We start from the raw sequence: 19,367 nt of genomic DNA, 5'->3' as shown, positions 1-19,367 counted from the left end.
TAAGGATTATATCCAAGATAATCTTGGAAAACCACAGACCTCAAAGTCACGATTTAACTTTTCAACATCATCTTATGCACAGTACATTATTGGGGGATTAAATCATTGAGTTTCTTAAAAGGACGGTTATTCCTATTTACCTTTGCTATTCTAGCATTGTTTTCCATAAGTTGGTTATTATCTAAGAATTTGGTTAGCAATATACCCGTCATGCATGCGGTTGGACTTAGGTTGTTTGCCACCGCTGCCGCCTTATGGTTAATTGCACTATTTCGTGAGAAAACCGTTTTCAGATCCCTACCATTGCTTTCCATGATACCTGCTTTTTTTATTCTCTCAGTGTTAGGATTCTCGCTGTATTTTGTATGCAGTTTTGGTGCATTAAAATCACTCAAAGCTAGTGATTTAACCATGGTGCTTGCTACTATTCCAGGGATTACTTATATATTAGGTGCATTGACAAATGTCCTTAAATTCTCATGGCTGAAGCTTAGTGGAGTGATAATTGTCAGTGTAGCAGCTGTAGCATTCAATATAAACAGTGGAGAAGGTGGATATTATAACCTGATAGGAGTAGGTCTTGCCTTAACAGCAGCACTTTCTTACTCTGCTTATGGCTTATTGTCTAAACGTTATCTTAAACATTTACCTTTGCTCACCTCACTGGCTTGGATTACAACAATTTCTGCCGCATCATTTATGCCATTATTCATTTTTGATCCTGCCCCACTCTTATATCTTAAGTTAGAAGATGTATTTAAGATATTGATTTTAGGAACTATTTGCTCGGCACCAGTTTACGTTTTGTACCAAAAAGTTTTAGCTGAGGGAGGTGTATTATACGCCAACACTATTGGCGTATTATCCCCTTTTGCAGTGGTTACATGTGAATGGATAATCGGCTCGAGCCCTTCTCTCAACATTATCAAAATAATTGCTATGATGATGGCTGTTATAGGAATGACATTCTTATTTATAGATGCATCAAAGGTATCTGGATGGCAACAAAAACGTCGTGCCACAAATTCCAAATTTAATAAGGAAACAAAATGAAAAAACTCGCATTAGTTTGCCAGCGCAATACAAAGCTCCCGTTTATATTTGAAGCAGCACAAGCAGCTAATATCGAATTAGTAATGATCTATGATACCGCTGAAAGCGCTCCTATTCAACACCCCGCAGCAGTCAGTGAAACTTGGCAACTTCCTGTTTTTGATAAGCCAGAGGCAGCTCTAGACGCTTTTGCAGTAGGCGTAAAAGAACGCAATATTGCTGGGGTTATGACCCTTCGCGAAGAAGCCATTCTATGGACAGCTTTGGCTGCCAAAAAAATCAACACTCCAAGTATTGAACCAGAAGTAGCAGCATTAACCAGAAACAAATATCTCATGCGTCAAGCTTTTGCTAAAGCAGGCTTAAGAACACCAAAATTTCTGTATATAGATAATCCAGAAGACCTATCACAAACACAAACCTTAGACTATCCGCTCGTTATTAAACCCGTCTCTGGGTGGGCGAGTACAGGCGTCATGTTAGCTAAAAATCCTGAAGAATTTTCTAAGCTCATCAAAGCTGTATGGAATATTCAGCATAAAGATATGGCACGTTTTAATGATAAAAATAAACCTGTAGGTTTAATCGTAGAGCAATATTTGCCAGGAAAAGAATTTGTCGTAGAATGTTTTGTTGATACAACAGGTCTGCATGTTTTAGCCGTTGGCGACAAAGGACAACCTGAAGGACCATGGTTTGAAGAAACAATTTATCGTCAACGCTGTGATATAGATGATCCTTTAATTATTGCTTTATGTGAGGCTGCATGCTCTGGAGTCAAAGCTCTTGGTATAAATATGGGAGCTGCCCATGTAGAGCTACGCCTAGATGCTAATAATTTACCTTATATCATTGAGATCGGCGCTCGTATAGGTGGGTCAGGTGTCTCCCATTTTATTGTAGAACAAGGTACAGGAATTTCATTTGCAAAACTCTGTATGAATGCCGCTTTAGCTGAACAAAATTTAGATCTTCCTGATGTCCTCCCAGCTAAAAAAGTGGCTGCAAATTATATTATTCCTCTTCATGGGTATGGACGCTTCTCTGGATTTTTAGGTCTCGATAAGGTCGTACAACATCCACAAACTAGCAGAACTATCATTTTCTTTGAAATGGATCATATTTCACCACCTCCACCAGCATTTGGTGGATATCCTGGCTTTATTTTCTCTGTTCATGCCTCAAACAAAGAAGCGTGCAATTACCATAAATGGCTTGATGACACTTTAAACATCATATGGCAAAATACTGACTTATAAAAACAATTTATTGTTTTGCATGTTGAATGAGCGTTCCCAATATTGGAGAACTCTCTCATCCCAACCCTGTTTATATTTAATCAGTCAAAACAATTTTCTTACACGTTACAAAAGAAGTAAAAATGCCTCTTATGCATCATCTTACGACAAGAGCTGTAGCAAAAAACATTGGAAGCTGGCAAAGTGTGTGATGGTGCCGGCTTGTTACTTCATAAGCGTAAAGATGGGAGGCTCAATGGATTTACCGTTAGACCATTCAAAAATGCCGTCGCGAAAGGACTTTTGGAACGTTGAGAGAACTTCTTTAAAACAAGCGCGTAAAACTGCACCCACTGGAAATACCATATTTATCAATAAGCCGATAAAGATATTTCTCTTACCCTTTTCAAAACCTAATGATTGAGGAAGCGATGATCTACTTTTACACCCCATTTTAATAGACTCTCTTCAATATCTCCATATTTCAAACCATAAAGAAAACTTGTCATCGACTTTTTCGATATGATCAATCTCTTCTCCCCACGCCTTAAAGAAAGAAGAAAATCTTACCACTTTCACTCCGATTTAAAAGTTATATTTCATCTCTATTTAACAAACAAAACAACGGCCTTGTTCATCTATTCAGCAACAATTCTAACAATTTCTTCAAAGGATTTATCTTGATTTTAAAATTAAAGATAGTGAATCTTATGGTGAAAGGAAGCACACTTTACCACTTTTCTTATTCCCCACTTACAATAATGCACTCGATTCCAAAGCTTCAAAAACGCTTTTTGCAAAATTTAAAAGTAGAAAAATGCCCATTATCCATGAAACTATAGAGTTGTGCATTCTTTCCCTTCACATATCCTTAAAAGCAAAGGCTCTCAATCAGCACAAACAATATTCCCCTGCCTTTTTTCATGCCTGATATCAGCATACCTTACACAACAGTGTTTTATGGCATAATAAGATAACAATGCTGTTCTTTTAAAAAGATGATAACGAAGGTATCCCAAATATTTATAGCCAAAACAAGACAAAAAAATTTAGAATCTAATAGACCAATTTTTTAAAAGCATTTAAGAAATGCTATACTCAATAAAAATAAATCAACGTGATACTTTCATATTTATTAAAGTACATGGGACTCTTGTTAAAAAATTCTGCACAAACAGTGGTTTTAGTTCTCGACAACAGAACAAGATTTTGAAAATCACATTTATTATTTTTAAAATAAGAGTGATTAAAAATGATAGCGCAATCCACCAGAAAAACGAACTCCAGAAAAACCCGCCTTTGTTAACGTATGCTGATAGCCAAGATCACTGTAAAGTGTAACTTTAGAAGAAAACTGTGAATTGACACCCAAGCCAACCTCTAAGGAAGAACCAAAAGAACTCAACTGGAAAACATCTTTAAAATGAACAAATTTTTCTTTATCAAAACAATGAGTAAGATGAATATTGCCATAAAAAGAAGTGATACGATCCTTTTCAGATGCTGAAAATGTTTTATTTAAACGCCCACCGATACGCACCAACCATTGACCTATTTTTTTCATCTCAACATCAAATCCATCAATATCACGAAACTTATTAAATTGAAGATGTTGATAAATAAGCTGAAGTTGCGGATCAAAAATAAGATCTTCATATCCTGTCATAAACACTTTACCAGCAGAAAAGGAAACGTTCAAAGGACTTGCTTTTAATGTCGCCGTCTTACCCCAAGCATGGGTAAGCACATCCCCTTTAAACAAACCATAAGATAAAAGACCATCTACATAAAAACCAGTGTTGTTTTCCACACTAGCGTATGCCGTAAATGACCATTTATTAAACGTACTCTTTTGGCTTCGTTCCACGTTACGAGGTTGTAAGGAAAGCTTTCCATAGGTTCCCATAATCCCAAAAAATGTCGTACTATATGCGCTTTCTATTGTTTTGAGCAAAATATCTGTTTTTATAGCGTTATAATCAACATGACCATCGTACCCATATTTAAGTGTAGAAAGATCTGAGACATAACGATAACGCCCACCATAACTGTGAATAGATAAAGCAAAATTCTCTTCGTTTTTTAACAATTTACGAGAAATAGACCGCGTAGCTTGCAACTGTTTTTGTTGATGACGAATATCCATGAGTCCAACATGAAACAAAGCATTTGGTAACAAAAGATAGGTCGGAACTTGTGGAACAACCTCTCTGACCTTTAACTCAGAAGGGGGAATAGCAGACACCTCTAAAACAGGCTGAATATATTTACTTTCAAGGCGGAAATCCCAAAAGTCTCCATCTCCTTCAACCAATCTTTGAGAAGTTTGTGCATTTCCAAGAGAAGAATTCGGACCATAAGCATGAAGATAATATTGGTAAGGCAAACCCTCTAATGCAATATAAGCACGATCTAACTGAAAAGAATCTTCTGCCGCTTTTCCAGAAACCTGAATAAGTGAAATACTATGAGCCTTTTCACCGGTTGCTATCTCCCCCTGATTTCCTGGAACAAACTGCACATAAACTGTGGTTTTCCCAGAAACATCACCATGTACCAAAAGTCGGTCAGTCTGTTTATTATCAAGCAAACCATCACGACTGAGATGTGTATTGAGATAAATATCTGCACTATCTTGCGCACTATAAACTTCTTTCTCTCCCTTCCCAATATAAAGTGTCTGATACTCCTGAAACATTGGCGTTTCAAAAGCAATCAAACTATCAGAAAGTTTTACAAATGAAATAAATGAACTTGTACGGTTTGCAATATGTGAATCTATCGCCCTTCTTTTTGTTACGAACCATTTTGATCCTCCTGTTAAATAAAGCTCAGCAATAGAATCATCAGCAACACGAGTTCCTCCTATCAATGAAGAAGAATCAGCCAAAATCGCTACAGCCCCCCCCTTTTCAGCTGTTAATAATAAGTCACCAAAAATTTTTGTGCCTTCTGTTACTGCAATATAACTACGACTGTTATGACTATGAATAGCTGTTCCATCTGCAACCTCAAAAACCGTCCTTTTCAAAAAAACTAGTCCTTGTTCGTACGCATTGTTCCCTCCCCCCATCTCAAAATGCATACCATGTTTGTTACCGATTGCCTTAATTGTTGAATCTTCAATATTAACCCGCGAAATTAAAATATTTTCATCCCAGCCAACATTGGATTGTGCCTTAGAATCTTGTCCAACCATTAAAACATGAACATTTGTAGAAACAATATTAGTCTTCTTCAAATAAACAGAACCACGCTGGTCTACATTGAAAACTGTATGCGCAATTTTTTCATTTGTATTTTCTTTATCTTCTGTTTTTTGACGTTTTGAAGTAATGGTAACATCATCTAAAGTTGCATTTCCCCTTATACCCACATAAAGTGCAGCGGCATCATTTACATCAATAAATCCACCCGTCATCTGAATGCCCGCATCAGCACCAACGAAAAGAGCACTCTCTCGACCAATACCCTGACCTTCCACTTTAATTTTTGTATTCGTTAACCTAACAGCTGCTTCTTGCTTCTCTGCATAAGCAGCTATATGAGAAGCTTCAACTGTTCCACGATTGACCTCAATTATTCCACTATCAGCTTTAAGACCTACTGATACATTTTTAAAAGCTGAATCGCTTAAAACAATTCTTCCCCCTCGTGATACAACAGCACCATAAATATCTTCTATACCTGAAATTCCTTCAACCTCTACACGCATTGCCTGAATAACTGTATTAGGCTCCTGTACTACTATAGCAGCAGGCAATATGAGAGAACTACCTTCCCCATTCTTTTCTTTAACAGGTGCAGTGAACTTATATATTTTATCACTAATTGTATGCTTTGCACCATCTCTGCATTCATAAGGTAATTTGTTTTCATCACATGACAGTAATACAAATGAACGAGAATGTGCCTCAATATTTGTGTTTAACAAAAAAGAAAAAATAGCTGCCGTAAAAACACACGAATATAAGCGATTTTTAGATACCTTGCTTATCATTATTTTCAAAACTTTCTTTTTCTCAACAAACACAAAAAATGCCGGTAAAAAATAAACCATACATTAAATACGATAAGAATAAAACAAACAAAGTTATTTTACTATTTTACTGATAAATGACAGCATTTCATAATATGTTTTGTATTTTATGTAAAGAAAGAACAAAAAACTTAATAATACCATTTAGGATTACGCTCTCTTAAAGAACTAATCCCCCAATTGCTGAGAATGGCAACACAAAGTGTCGGAAAAATAATCTCAAAAAAACTTGAAGAAAGGCAAACTTTGGAGAGATATAATCTTAAATTTCTTTCACTACCCAAAAAATAAAAATACAATAAAATGAGAATAATTGTTAAGATTTAAAAACTCAAAATGTCTTAATAAAAACACAACACTATGAAATAAACTATACAAAAGTTATAATTGCACCATTTCTTCTACAACAAAAACCTAAGGAAATGCTCACTAGCGTATAAGTTAATGTAGGTATCTAATTCTATATAAAAGCTGTAAACTACCTAGTGAATAAATTTTCTCGTAAGTTCCTATCATCAATGTTTTCAATTCATCAATAAACCACTCTAAAAGATATCATCTCGAAATAGACCATAAAATGAAAAGATATTTACATCAAAATTACTTGCATAACGCTTTAATATCTTCTGATAAAATTTAAAATACAATAAAACACTCACTTTCCTGAAATTAAAAAACATCAAAATAAAATATTTCATCAAACTCATTTCTATAAAAATAATCTATTTATTATCGTTAAAGAGGATATTTTAGCAAAGCTATTCTTTGCCATTTTTTATATTGAATAACCTTCTCTAAAAATGCTAACCATCCCCCAATATTATTATCATCTGAAAATAATACATTGCTAAGCTAGTTTCTAATGAATATAACTATATCGAGGGTAAAAGAGCAGCACTTTTACTCCCTCACCCCTATTAATATTTTCATTGAACTATTACTTTAAAGATGAATATATTTTACTGTTAGGTCACTTTTTCAAAACTTTTCTATTTTTTATCATTCTGAAGACGTAACATCAAATCTTGTTTTTGTTTCAAAGTATCATTGTCCATAACCTTCTGATACCCTGCTACCATTAAATTGACTAAAAATGAATCACTTCGCGGTGTTGATGAAAAATAGATTCCCTTTGAATCCTGCAATTTGTACCGATAACCTGCTTTAGTCATACACTCATAAATTGCTGCAAATTCACTTGCACGCGAATCCATATTTTCAGAAGAAACGTAGATTGGTTTCCATCCACATTTTAACAGTGCTTGTTGAACCATAGATTTATTGACACCAGGCTTTTCCCCTCATGCCAATATCGATGGGGGAGATTTACTAACACATCCCGCAGAGCTTAAAAAAAATCATAGCACTCAATAATTTCAATATTTTTTTCATTTTCCCCCTCCCTCAATATTTACGAATAAAAAAGCCTATAACTCTGTGCTAATTTTTTCACATGTAAGATTGCTAGTCTATTGAGAAAAACAATCCCGCCCCCCTTGCGAGAACAAAAATATAAGGATTATTGATTACAACAGCATCAATATTTAAGGTTGACATTCGGGCTGCTCTTTGTTCTCTTCACAATGAGGACTATTCAAGCGCCTCTCTACACTTCGCTGAGGAATAACAGCATCAGGCTGACAAATTGGAAGATTTTCATACTTTTCACACCACTTTACCCTTCCCAATTTATCTTGGAAACCTGCTTGTATCATGCATGCATTCACAGACTCCTCTGCATTGAATCTCTCATCAGTACTTGTTTCTGTATCAAAACGACCATCAAGATACTGTATTCCACACTCTAACAGAGCTTTTTTTATCTCAAGTTGATCAGCACCAGACTTTTCCCATGCATCTACAGCTGTTTGAGAAGGCTTTTCTGGATAACATCCAGCCATAACAAATAGGGTCATCCCACTTAATAATTTTAAAATCTGCTTCATTTTCCTATCCTTGAATAATTTGATATTATGAAACAATCCATAAATTACTTTACATGCTGTTTTTTCACTTCCAAAATAACGATGAACATTATCAACCTTCATGGTTATTTATCTCTTTCCGATAATTATGCCACCGATATTATATCAAAAATACAGCAAAATTACTACTTAAATCGTATTCTATCAACGTTATGCATATAATTATTCTCAATATTTTGATTACAACCAAGATAGATATTTTATATTATTGCGCCAACAGTTGTAGTCCCCATAAATAAATAGCATTGACATGCTGAATTAAGCCATCCCCACACGGGCATGAGAAACATGAAGGTAGGGATTGTTGATCGTCACAAACAGCAAGACTTAAGGTTTGCATTCAGGTGCATTTTTATATTTTTTACAAAAAGGGCTGTTTAAGCGCTTCTTGACACTGCGCTGTGGAATAACAGCGCCTGGACGACAAATCGGGAGATCTTCGGCTTTATGATTCTCGCACCAAGTCCCTCCCCCCACTTTATCACGAAATCCCGATTGAACCATACAGGCATCAATAGTTGCCCATGCATTGTAGCTGAGTTTTCTGTTTTCTGGATCGGAATCAATAAGGCTTGGCATACCACATTCTAACAAAGCTTTTCCTACCTCAGTAAAATCAGTAACACCATTTTTCTCCCACGTAGCCACCTCTCCTGGAGGAGGTTTATTAAACTGGCACCCAGCTATACCCAATAGAATTATCGCACTTAATAATTTTAAGGTTTGTTTCATTTTTTCCTCCATGATTTAATTCAAGGCTTTTGTTCTAAATGAGATGTGCCATAAAACTTTTGGCATTTCGGACCCGCATCTCCAAGACAGGTATGGGAGCTTATGGGATTCATGATCACTCTCCACCATTCTGTCCACCAGTTACTACCAGCAGGTGCTGTCTCGTAAGTATAGTCATTGCCGCCAATAATTCTGCTTACAAAGTCAAATCTATGCCCATCAAAACCTGTTTCATGCCTCTGTGAATGACCGCTATGATGGTCTGTCATGCTAACAACCGTCATACTTTCTTCCATTACATTGATATCTTGACCAAAAATCAGATGAGAAGCAATAATCGTAGCATCTCATTGTACATCCATATCAACTTTGCCTGTTACCTCAAGGATAAACGGAATCGTTGTTGTGTGTGTTTCAGAGCTATTGGAAGACTTCTCGTGTAAAAAGCCACTTTCCGATGATTGTTTTTTCTGGTCGTAGTGTTCTTGAGCGCCTTTTATGGTAATATTGAATAATTTTGCACCGAAATACAATTGCGGAGTACATTTTGTCCGCCTCCACTTGTAATAAAAACTACTCTCGTATCAATATTATAAAAAATAAGTTTGATCCTTCCTCTTGTGAGAGCAATAATAATAAGAATCGTAAAACTGTCACACGTTCATTGTTCTTTTTAATTTACTCTTCTATGAGATTTTATTGTAATATCTTGCTGCTGTTTATTAAAGTTTTTATAAAAACAATGATACAATGCCTCATGTAACTTTGTTATCCACTATTTTCTACCAACGCCAATTCTCTTTAAGAAAAAAGAATAGAAAAAAAACTTCACCCCTTCTTTTCAAGAAAAGACATAAAGAACTTTATCTTCGTTTCTAAAAGCAATAGTAATTTTCTAAACAACAAAATTTAAGCAACCAATTTTTTAAAGAGCTTAAAAAAACAATTCTTACAATAACTTCTCTTGTAAAACAGAACTTCATTAATACGTTTAGAAAAAGATATCTGCCTATAATCTTGTATCTGGTAAAATCTATTTGCGCTGTTAGGCATTTTAACCTGAAAGACTTATATTGATAGCACAGCTCACCATCAAAAAACGCCTAATATTTATATGATTTGGTCGTTACCGTAAGCAATGGCTCACAAAAACTTCCAAAGCAAAATAATAACGAGCAGATTTTTTCAATCTAGATTGTTCTAACCTTTAGAGAATAACAATCAAACACCTGTTTTCCTGATGACATCAGCTATTTGTTTTGAGTTTTATCTCTATTCACATTTTATTGCTGTTTCTTTTGCTTAAAATTATAAAGTTTAAGTACATAGAAACAAACAACAAGCCAAGCAATCCAACTAACACCTATAATTAAAACCGGTCGTGTCTCATCAAAATACCATAAGAGAATAAAAATAAAAACCATAAATAAAATAGAAAAAATCGACCCTATTGGCCAAAATGGAATGGGAAATTTTAAACCATTCTGTGCTTCTTTAGGCATCTTAATTCGCATAGAAAATTGTGAAAGTAGAATCATCATCCAAACAAAAACTGTCGCAAATGTTGCCATTGCGGCAATAAGAAAAAAAAGCTTTTCATGATAAAAATAATTAAGGAGAGCACCAAGAAGAAAGATACCGAAGATCATCAAAATAACAAAAACTGGTATACCATTTTTTGATAAATATTGAAACTTTTTTAAAGCATAACCTTCCTGCGATAAACCATGGATCATACGACAAGCACCATACATTCCACTATTCATTGCTGAAATAGCCGCTGTAACAACAACAATATTTAAAATATTTGCTGCATACGAAATCCCAAGATTTTCAAAAATAGATACAAAAGGGCTATCCATAAGACCAATCTCATTCCAAGGATAAAGAGACATTAAAATAGCTAACGTCATGACGTAAAAAAGCAAAATACGAACTGGAGTAGAATTAATTGCCTTTGAAATCGTTTGATGAGGGTTTTGAACTTCCATAACTGCCATGCCAATAATTTCTATGCCACCAAAAGCAAAAACAACAACACTAAAGCAAGCTAAAAAACCAAACCAACCATTGGGAAAAATACCACCATTTTTCCATAAATTATGAACAGTAACGGTAGAAAAATCTGCACCTTCACCCCACCCCCAAAAAATAATTGCTATTCCTAAAATAATCATCGCAATGATAGCTATAACTTTAATAGAAGAGAGCCAAAACTCTAGTTCACCATAGACTTCTACAGCAGCTAAATTAATGCCTGTGATGATTAATGTAATACTCAGTGCCCATACCCAAGGAGCAACATCAGGATACCAAAAACCCATATAAGTCGCAAAAGCTGTAATATCAGCCAAACCAACAAGAATCATCTCAAATACATATGTCCATCCCGTTAAAAAACCTGCTAATGGTGATATGTAATTTGCCGCATAACGAGCAAAAGAACCAGGCAATGGATTATGAAGTATCATCTCTCCTAGAGCCCGCATAACCATAAAAATAGCTAAACCAGCAATACAATAGGCAATCAAAACACTGGGACCCGCAAGCTTAATTGCCTGTGCAGACCCATAAAAAAGACCTGTTCCAATAGCAGAACCAAGAGCTAAAAAAATAACTTGGCGCTTACTCATACCCCGTTTCAGTTCATTTATTGCCATTTCTTTCCTTACTTTTTGAAATGCTGACAATCCACACCACGATAACAGCCCTATGATAAATAAAGCCTCATGTTTCTTTCACAAATATATTTCAAAAAACATCGAAGACCAGCCAGTCCAACACTTTGCTCTAAACAATGAAAAAATACTTTTATTGCGAATTATTCAGCTTTTATAGCCTACAATTTCGTATTATTTTATTCAAATAAAGTGATAATGAATTTTTTCACAATTGTCATTTAATTCATTTCGTATTCTCTAGTTTTTTACAGAGAAAATTAACCTTAATGTAATCTAAACTTTTAGGCTTCTCTTTCGGTGCACTGAAATAGAAGCCTAAAAATTCATAACAAACACATTAACTATGCATAAAATTAATTTTTTGTTACTTTAAGCAAACTTTCTTTGAGCCCATAAAACAAACTTTTTATGCCAATTGAATAGCTCAATCAATGATAATACGAATCTCGCAAGTCTTCAAAAGCATGAGAAAATTTATCTAGAACCCATCTTTTAAGGACTCCAGCTGTCTTAACGACAAGCTTTCCAATGAAAAAAAAATATACGATAAAAAAAGCATCTTTGATTATTGGTCCGATGATAGCGTTCTCATTACCTCTGGGAATTTGCCCTGAGATAGCAATAAAATCTTTGTTTTTCGCTGAAATAAGAGGCTCTTTCTCTTGAGCCACTATCATAATGAAAACTTCCTCTGGAAAGCTAGCTCTCCTAAAATTTGCATGAATCTCAAGAATTTGAGAGAAAAAAAGAACTGTTATTGAAACACATAATTTAGCACTTTTAAACATTCTTTTCTCCTTTTTTATTTTAAATATCAAAAATGAACTATAAAATTCATAAAGTATTAAAAATAAGAAGAATATAAAATAAAAATTTTATTTTTACTTGATACAATACATATATCATAATTTATATTTATAAAAATACAATATCACGAATATATAATTCGCATATATTATTTAACTTATATTAAAATTTCTGATATAAATCAGAAAATATAGGTGCTTTAATTTTATAGTTTCTATAAAATAACAAAATATCTAGTTAACTACAAAAATCAGATATATACAGTAATAAATATATAATTTATTAAATAATTCAAATATAGTATTGCTCTTCTATATTTTCATATGAGGAAGTTTCAAAATTCAATATCCCCCCTTCAGCATTGACCTTAAAACAAATACTATTGAAAACTTAATGGAGGAAAAATTGTTTCTGGTAAAACAGATAATAAGTGCCCTTCACGCACAAGTATATGTGCTTGATGAAGATCTGGAGCCAGATAGCGATCTTCCTTAAGAGAAGCAACATTTTTTCGTAAACATTCCATAACAGATTGCAAAAAAGTACTTGTTTTTAAAGGTGCACGATATTCAATTCCTTGTGCCGCAACAAGCGTTTCAATGCCAATAAGTGTAAAAAGGTTTTCACTCATGACCAATAACCGACGAGCGCCATGGCAAGCCATTGAAACATGATCTTCTTGATTAGCTGAAGTAGGTGTTGAATCAACGGAAGCAGGATAGGCCATTTGCTTATTTTCAGACATTAAAGCTGCTGCTGTTACTTCAGCGATCATAAAACCTGAATGAAGACCTGGATTATGCGCTAAAAAAGCTGGAAGTCCATAAGAAACTGCTGGATCAACCATAAGAGCAATACGCCGCTGAGAAATAGATCCTATTTCACACAAAGCAAGAGCGATCTGATCAGCAGCAAATGCTACAGGTTCTGCATGGAAATTCCCACCTGATACGACCTCACCATTCCTTAAAATCAAAGGATTATCTGTAACAGCATTTGCTTCAATAATAAGTGTTTTTGCTGCGGCTAACAAAATATCAAAACATGCCCCCATCACCTGTGGCTGGCAACGTATACAGTAAGGATCTTGTACACGCTCATCACCCCGTAGATGTGCTGCACGAATTTCTGAATTCTCTACAAGTTTTTCTAATGTTTTCGATACGGCAATCTGCCCATAATGTCCTCGTAAAATATGGATATCAGGATGAAATGGCGCCGTTGACCCCATGAGGGCATCTGTTGTCAAAGCTCCTGCCAGCAATCCACCACACAATGCCCGATAACCTCGAAAAAGACCGGCAAGTGCAAGGGCTGTTGAGGTTTGAGTCCCATTAATAAGAGCGAGACCTTCCTTTGCCTTTAAAATAATAGGGGACAATCCCGCTTTTTCTAACGCAGCAGCTCCACTCATACGAATATTTTTAAAAAATGCTTCTCCCTCTCCCATCATAACAGCCGCCATGTGAGCAAGTGGGGCGAGATCACCGGAAGCGCCAACAGACCCTTTTTCAGGGATGACAGGAATGACGCCCTTTGCAAGCATATTTTCCAGCAAATTTATCAATTCTAGACGAACCCCTGAAGCCCCTCTTCCTAAAGAGATAAGCTTTAAGCTCATTATCAAACGCACAATATTTTCTGCTAAAGGTTCTCCCACCCCACAACAATGGGACAAAATAAGATTTCTCTGTAAAACAGCAACATTGTCCGTATCAATTTTAATGGAAGCCAATTTCCCAAAACCAGTATTAACACCATACACTGGCTTACTTCCAGCAGCAATTTCAGAAATGCGCTGCGCTCCTTTCTCGATAGCTAAATGCGTATTATTATGAAGTTTACCCACTTCTCCATTAAAATAAATATCTTTAAGTTCACTAAGCGTTACCTCGCCCGGTTTTAGTGTAATCATCATGATTTTCTTTCTTCGTTCATTAAAGTACAATGCTTAACATTATTGATCTTTCTATAAAACAAAAAAACTATAACGACTCTTTAAAGCGATAATGCTTTCTTAAAGGTATTCCTTACAATGGAGTCATTATCCAAAAGTAGAATAGTTGACGATAAATGAAAATGAAATATTGACAAGCACAACCAAAGTAATGGATTTCAAAAATAGATAACACTTTAATTTATAATCATAATCTAGCATGCTGCATATTAAATGAGAGAGCTGAATATCTTAAAACTCTCTCATTCCAAATCTGTGTATGTTGAATAAATCAAAACCATTCGCTTGCACGTAATAAGCGAGATTGGCGTATGGATAAAACTGTAAAAAAGGACTAAAAACTCCTCTTATGAACCGTGTCAAGGGCTGTCGCAACATTGGGAGATGAAAGTGTGGATGGTGCAGGCTTATTCTTTTATGAAGCGTAAAGATGGAAAACTCAATGGATTTATTATCAAGCTATTCTTACTAAACTTATAAAAACCTTAAATAGATAGCTGTCACAATCTATCATGATTGCAAAAATCAAACTCTATAGAAAATTAAAAACTTATTCAACACATCACAACAGAGAAGAAATTGAGCTTATTTGCCACTTCTAAAATTGTATTTAAAGCGCCAGATTAAACCTTGAAAAACACATCTTCAATAAAACCACATAAGACTCGGCCTAACCCGTTATTTAAAATAGAAAATAAAAGAAGTTTTCTTATATCAAAAAAAATAATTAATATATTGTTTTATATTATATCTTTTAAAAAGAGAAATGCTTCATATAGCATATTTATATTTTACTTTTTTGTTATACTGAATCTAAATTTAGAGATAATTTCAAAATGAGTTGTTTTTTTAAGGTTCTTCCAAGCCATTACTTTTTTACTACAAATTTCTGATTATGATAATTTTTTGTACTTTTTCAGTTATTTTTGTCAAAATTTATTAAAAACACTCTCATTTAATAATAAAAAGCAATCATAAAAACAAAGAATTATCAAACATTTCTATTCAATCTACCTCTTTCCATTTTATAAAATAATCTGTTGTTAAACTGTAGTAAAGAAAGCGCTTCGATGCTATAATGCAGAGCATAAGTTTTCTATTTAAACTCTCTCATATTAAATGAACAATGAAAATCAGCGGTAATAAGATGTCAATGTGAATGCTGAAGAAGAAAAAACCTTTCTCCCTCAAAGTCTGCCTTAATAATACGTTAATTTTCTGAATACCGCCCACTCTGATGTGCTAAAAGAGCAAAAGCAATCATCGATATCGGATTATCCTGCATACATATAGAGCTCACTTCGATACAAAATCTCCAAATTGCCTTGCACTTCATATTTCTTTATCAATGCGACCAATTGCCGCAAATATTCTTTTCCATGGCTCGCAATAGCGCGTTGCGCTTGCGTTGAAGAGCGGCTCATTCCAATAAAAGATTCAGACGAGATCATCATCGTCCAATTATGCGTATGGAAAGAAATTTTTTCTGCTTTTACCCCAAAGCCATCACTCATTTCCTGTAAAAAATCAAAATTACGATAATAACGGGAATAATTTGGACTCATCTTCTCTAACAATCTCTCATAAGCCTCTAGAAATTCGCTATGCTTGAAATCACGATTATTTTGAATAACCGCCATGACACCATTGACCCGAAGTTGATCTGAAATAACGCAAAGCAATTTAGGGCGATCCATCCATTGAAATGCCTGCGCTGCAACGATAAGATCTACCTTGCCTATTTGAGGCAATAGATCTTCGGCTCGGCCCTGATACCAACGCACGTTCGGAAATTTTCTTCGTCCCTGCTTAATCATATCTTCCGATACATCAATAGCATGATATTGGTGCTCGTTGCCTAAAAATTTAACAATCCCCTCTAATGCGATGCCTGTCCCAGCGCCTACATCCACGATGGACAAATTCTTTTTGTTCTTAAAAGGAAAGAGTATGGTCTTAAATAAAGTAAGGGGATAGCGAGGACGATAGCGATTATAATCATCAGCCAATCCGTCAAATTTTTCACTTTGCTGTTGGACACTTTCTATCATAGAACTTTGTCTCTCCTTACAGTTGCTGATATACATAATTAAAAAGTCTTTTTATCCAATACGTTAAGCATAACTTCTAAAGGAAGAAAATAAGAACTGCCCTTACCTTCTATTTTTCTATAAAATTGATCCTTACATTTTTCTCTTTTCCAATTATTATCTGCACATTGCGAAATCCAAAACTCCTACGAAAATAATATAATTTTCTGTAATAATAATTGATATAAATATTATTGATCTTTTATAAGATGACATCTATATTACTATTATTATTTTAATATCAACAAGTCACTTAAGCGTACCTAAAACGCATAGAGATATCAATTTATTGATAAATATGCCTGTTTATAAATTTCAAAATACTTTCCACCAAGAAAAAAGACTCTATATAATACATAAAATATCTGTGGAGACATCTTTATGTTAAATGTACAAACTTCTTCAATGTTTAGAATATTAAAACGATTTTCAATTATTATTTTTTTGGTATGGTTAGTGCCATTTTTAAGTGGTTGCGGATTCAATGCGATACCAACAAATGAAGAAAAAGCACACGCCGCATGGAGTGAAGTGCTCAATCAATATCAACGTCGTACAGACCTCATCCCTAATCTTGTAGAAACAGTTAAAGCTTACGCAGCTCATGAACAAAGCGTTTTCACAAATGTAATTGAAGCACGTGCTAAAGCAACGCAAGTCAATATTAATGCAGATATGTTGAATAATCCAGAAATTATGCAGCAATATCTCAAAAATCAAGCAAATTTATCAAGTGCACTTTCGCGGCTTATGGCTGTTGTTGAAAACTATCCGGATCTTAAAGCAAACCAAAACTTTCTTGCTCTTCAGTCACAATTAGAAGGAACAGAAAACCGTATTTCCGTTGCGCGCCGCGATTATATTGAAACAGTACGTGCCTACAATACTGCACTCAAAACAATGCCGACGATGATTTGGGCAAAGTTATGGTTTCGCGATGCTAAACCCATGCCAACTTTTACCATCGATACAGATAGCCAACAAACACCAAAGGTTAATTTTAATTAATGAAACTATTTCGATACTCTTTGCAACGTATTGTATTTCCAAAATTATGGGCTTTTATCTGCTCTCTGTATTTAGTTGCTGCATTGGGAAGTATCGCTTGTTCGCAAATAAAATTTCCTCATTTAACAGGGTATGTTAATGATGTAGCTCATTTGCTCGATAATGCAACCAAGGAAGACTTGATAAAAAAACTGGCAGCACTCGAAGAGAAAACGGGAGATCAAATTGTTCTTGTCACACTCCCTACTCTTTCGGGCAATGATATAGAAACATACAGCAATTCTCTTTTTCGTACATGGGGATTAGGCCAAAAGAAGATCAATAATGGTGTATTACTGGTCATTGCACCAAATGAACGCACAGCACGTATCGAAGTAGGCTACGGTCTGGAAGGAGAACTAACAGATGCCATTTCTTCTGTCATCATTAATAGCTTCATGATTCCTAATTTTCGTGAAGGAAATTATCAAAAAGGGATTGTCGAATCGGTTCATGCAATTATCAAAGTAATCACACAAAGTGATGCTGATTTTTCTTTTCGAATCAATCAAAAAGCTAAAGCTGTTGAAGAACAACGTAAACAAGCTGAAAAAGAAGAAATGATTATCAATACAATCATGTTTTTCATTCTCTTTATAGTCGTTGGTTTGCCCATTCTTGCAATGATTTTTGGTAAAAAAGTAGGCCCACAAAAGTATCTTTGGATGGGGATTATCTTCACACCTTGGTTTCTTAACTTAAGTGCCGGTGGCAGATATCCTGGTGGAAAGTTCGGAGGTCCTCGAGGTGGAGGGGGATTTAGGGGTGGTGGTGGATCATCAGGTGGTGGCGGTGCAACAGGAAGATGGTAAAACGAGCATATAACAATTTTTTTATAAAATTCATTGCACTTCTTATAAACTATCTCTTAATTTTATTCTTTTTTTATTTTTCTGATTACAATATAAACTCAAACATCAAGATAAATATTACTAATGACATTTGAATTGAAACATACGGATCGTAATCACTTATCACATCATTTTAATGCAATTCTAGACAATCCACCAGTTGAATGGAAGATAAGTGATCATCTAGTTGAGTATCCTGAAGCTCTGCGTTATATGCAAGAACGTGTAGAAAAAATTCTTGCAAAAACCGCACATGAACAAGTTTGGCTTCTTGAACACCCTTCCCTTTATACAGCGGGGACGAGTGCCAACAAAAAAGATCTTTTAGCACCCCATTTATTCCCTGTTTATGAAGCAGGACGTGGAGGTGAATTTACATATCACGGTCCAGGACAACGTATTGCTTATATCATGCTTGATCTTAAACGCCGAAAACAAGACATTCGTGCTTTCATTAGTGCATTAGAAGAATGGATTATACAGATGCTTGCAAATTTTAATATTAAAGGCGAACGACGAGAAGATCGCGTTGGTGTCTGGATTAAACAGCCTCATTGCCCATCAAAACAAAATGATCTTTCTTCTGAAAATAAAATTGCAGCTATTGGCATTCGAGTGCGCAAATGGATAAGCTTTCATGGAGTTTCTATCAATGTTAATCCTAATTTAGCCCATTATTCAGGAATTGTTCCTTGTGGAATTACAAACCATGGTGTAACAAGCTTTCTTGATCTAGGGTACTCTGTAACAATGTATGATATTGATATCGCTCTCAAACACGCTTTTGAAGAAATTTTTGGTCCAACAATTGATGTTTCCTAAGTGCATTGATTTTTAAATAAAAAACAGGCATAAAATTTATTTTAATAAATATTTTATGAGGTGGA

Annotated in this window: 15 protein-coding genes and 1 pseudogene; 6 read left to right on the top strand and 10 right to left on the bottom strand. The window is 34.9% G+C overall.

The window, feature by feature from the left end; genetic code table 11:
• Positions 1–105: 105 nt before the first annotated feature.
• The 3 genes and pseudogenes from ACFILZ_RS05060 to ACFILZ_RS05050 all read left to right on the top strand — a co-directional run.
• Positions 106–1,053 carry a DMT family transporter gene (locus ACFILZ_RS05060; protein ID WP_375610434.1) on the top strand — a complete coding sequence of 316 codons (948 nt, stop codon included), beginning with the start codon at positions 106–108 and terminating at the stop codon, positions 1,051–1,053.
• The gene (locus ACFILZ_RS05055) at positions 1,050–2,312 is read left to right on the top strand and encodes an acetyl-CoA carboxylase biotin carboxylase subunit family protein (protein ID WP_375610433.1); all 1,263 of its coding nucleotides are present in this window, start codon (positions 1,050–1,052) and stop codon (positions 2,310–2,312) included. The genes ACFILZ_RS05060 and ACFILZ_RS05055 overlap by 4 nt, the downstream gene beginning before the upstream one ends.
• Before the next feature lie 122 nt (positions 2,313–2,434).
• A pseudogene (locus ACFILZ_RS05050) lies at positions 2,435–2,640 on the top strand (Arm DNA-binding domain-containing protein); the annotation flags it as partial.
• 897 nt (positions 2,641–3,537) lie between these two features.
• Here ACFILZ_RS05050 and ACFILZ_RS05045 read toward each other — a convergent pair.
• The 10 genes from ACFILZ_RS05045 to ACFILZ_RS05000 form a co-directional block, all read right to left on the bottom strand.
• The gene (locus ACFILZ_RS05045; RefSeq protein WP_375610432.1) at positions 3,538–6,291 is read right to left on the bottom strand and encodes an autotransporter outer membrane beta-barrel domain-containing protein; all 2,754 of its coding nucleotides are present in this window, start codon (positions 6,289–6,291) and stop codon (positions 3,538–3,540) included.
• A 1,028-nt stretch (positions 6,292–7,319) separates the two neighbouring features.
• The gene (locus ACFILZ_RS05040) at positions 7,320–7,604 is read right to left on the bottom strand and encodes a hypothetical protein (RefSeq protein WP_375608699.1); all 285 of its coding nucleotides are present in this window, start codon (positions 7,602–7,604) and stop codon (positions 7,320–7,322) included.
• A gap of 270 nt (positions 7,605–7,874) precedes the next feature.
• Positions 7,875–8,276, bottom strand: a complete 402-nt coding sequence (locus ACFILZ_RS05035; protein ID WP_375606682.1) for a hypothetical protein — start codon at positions 8,274–8,276, stop codon at positions 7,875–7,877.
• Positions 8,277–8,642: 366 nt separating this feature from the next.
• The gene (locus tag ACFILZ_RS05030; protein ID WP_375610431.1) at positions 8,643–9,047 is read right to left on the bottom strand and encodes a hypothetical protein; all 405 of its coding nucleotides are present in this window, start codon (positions 9,045–9,047) and stop codon (positions 8,643–8,645) included.
• 20 nt (positions 9,048–9,067) lie between these two features.
• Positions 9,068–9,331, bottom strand: coding sequence for a hypothetical protein (locus tag ACFILZ_RS05025; RefSeq protein ID WP_375606684.1), 264 nt, complete (start codon positions 9,329–9,331; stop codon positions 9,068–9,070).
• A 63-nt stretch (positions 9,332–9,394) separates the two neighbouring features.
• A complete protein-coding gene (locus tag ACFILZ_RS05020) occupies positions 9,395–9,580 on the bottom strand; it encodes a hypothetical protein (RefSeq protein ID WP_375610430.1) in 186 nt (61 codons plus the stop codon).
• A gap of 750 nt (positions 9,581–10,330) precedes the next feature.
• Entirely contained in the window at positions 10,331–11,707 is a 1,377-nt protein-coding gene (locus tag ACFILZ_RS05015; protein ID WP_375610429.1) for an amino acid permease, read from the bottom strand.
• Between the two features lie 449 nt (positions 11,708–12,156).
• Positions 12,157–12,516 carry a hypothetical protein gene (locus ACFILZ_RS05010; protein ID WP_375610428.1) on the bottom strand — a complete coding sequence of 120 codons (360 nt, stop codon included), beginning with the start codon at positions 12,514–12,516 and terminating at the stop codon, positions 12,157–12,159.
• Between the two features lie 398 nt (positions 12,517–12,914).
• Complete coding sequence (gene hutH / locus ACFILZ_RS05005; protein WP_375610427.1) at positions 12,915–14,453, bottom strand: histidine ammonia-lyase; 1,539 nt, start codon at positions 14,451–14,453, stop codon at positions 12,915–12,917.
• A gap of 1,313 nt (positions 14,454–15,766) precedes the next feature.
• Positions 15,767–16,543 carry a class I SAM-dependent methyltransferase gene (locus ACFILZ_RS05000; protein ID WP_375610426.1) on the bottom strand — a complete coding sequence of 259 codons (777 nt, stop codon included), beginning with the start codon at positions 16,541–16,543 and terminating at the stop codon, positions 15,767–15,769.
• Positions 16,544–16,963: 420 nt separating this feature from the next.
• Here ACFILZ_RS05000 and ACFILZ_RS04995 point away from each other — a divergent pair, with 420 nt between their 5' ends.
• The 3 genes from ACFILZ_RS04995 (at position 16,964) to lipB (ending at position 19,302) form a co-directional block, all read left to right on the top strand.
• A complete protein-coding gene (locus tag ACFILZ_RS04995; protein ID WP_375606689.1) occupies positions 16,964–17,590 on the top strand; it encodes a LemA family protein in 627 nt (208 codons plus the stop codon).
• Complete coding sequence (locus ACFILZ_RS04990) at positions 17,590–18,441, top strand: TPM domain-containing protein (protein WP_375610425.1); 852 nt, start codon at positions 17,590–17,592, stop codon at positions 18,439–18,441. Before ACFILZ_RS04995 ends, ACFILZ_RS04990 begins: the two co-directional genes overlap by 1 nt.
• Before the next feature lie 123 nt (positions 18,442–18,564).
• Positions 18,565–19,302: a lipoyl(octanoyl) transferase LipB gene (gene lipB, locus ACFILZ_RS04985; protein ID WP_375610424.1), complete on the top strand. Its 738-nt coding sequence runs from the start codon at positions 18,565–18,567 to the stop codon at positions 19,300–19,302.
• Positions 19,303–19,367 lie beyond the last annotated feature (65 nt).

The organism is Bartonella sp. AP40SXNS, from assembly GCF_042195825.1.
GTDB lineage: Bacteria > Pseudomonadota > Alphaproteobacteria > Rhizobiales > Rhizobiaceae > Bartonella.
Note: the sequence above shows the minus strand (reverse complement) of the source record. Positions and strands in the feature narration are given on the sequence as shown.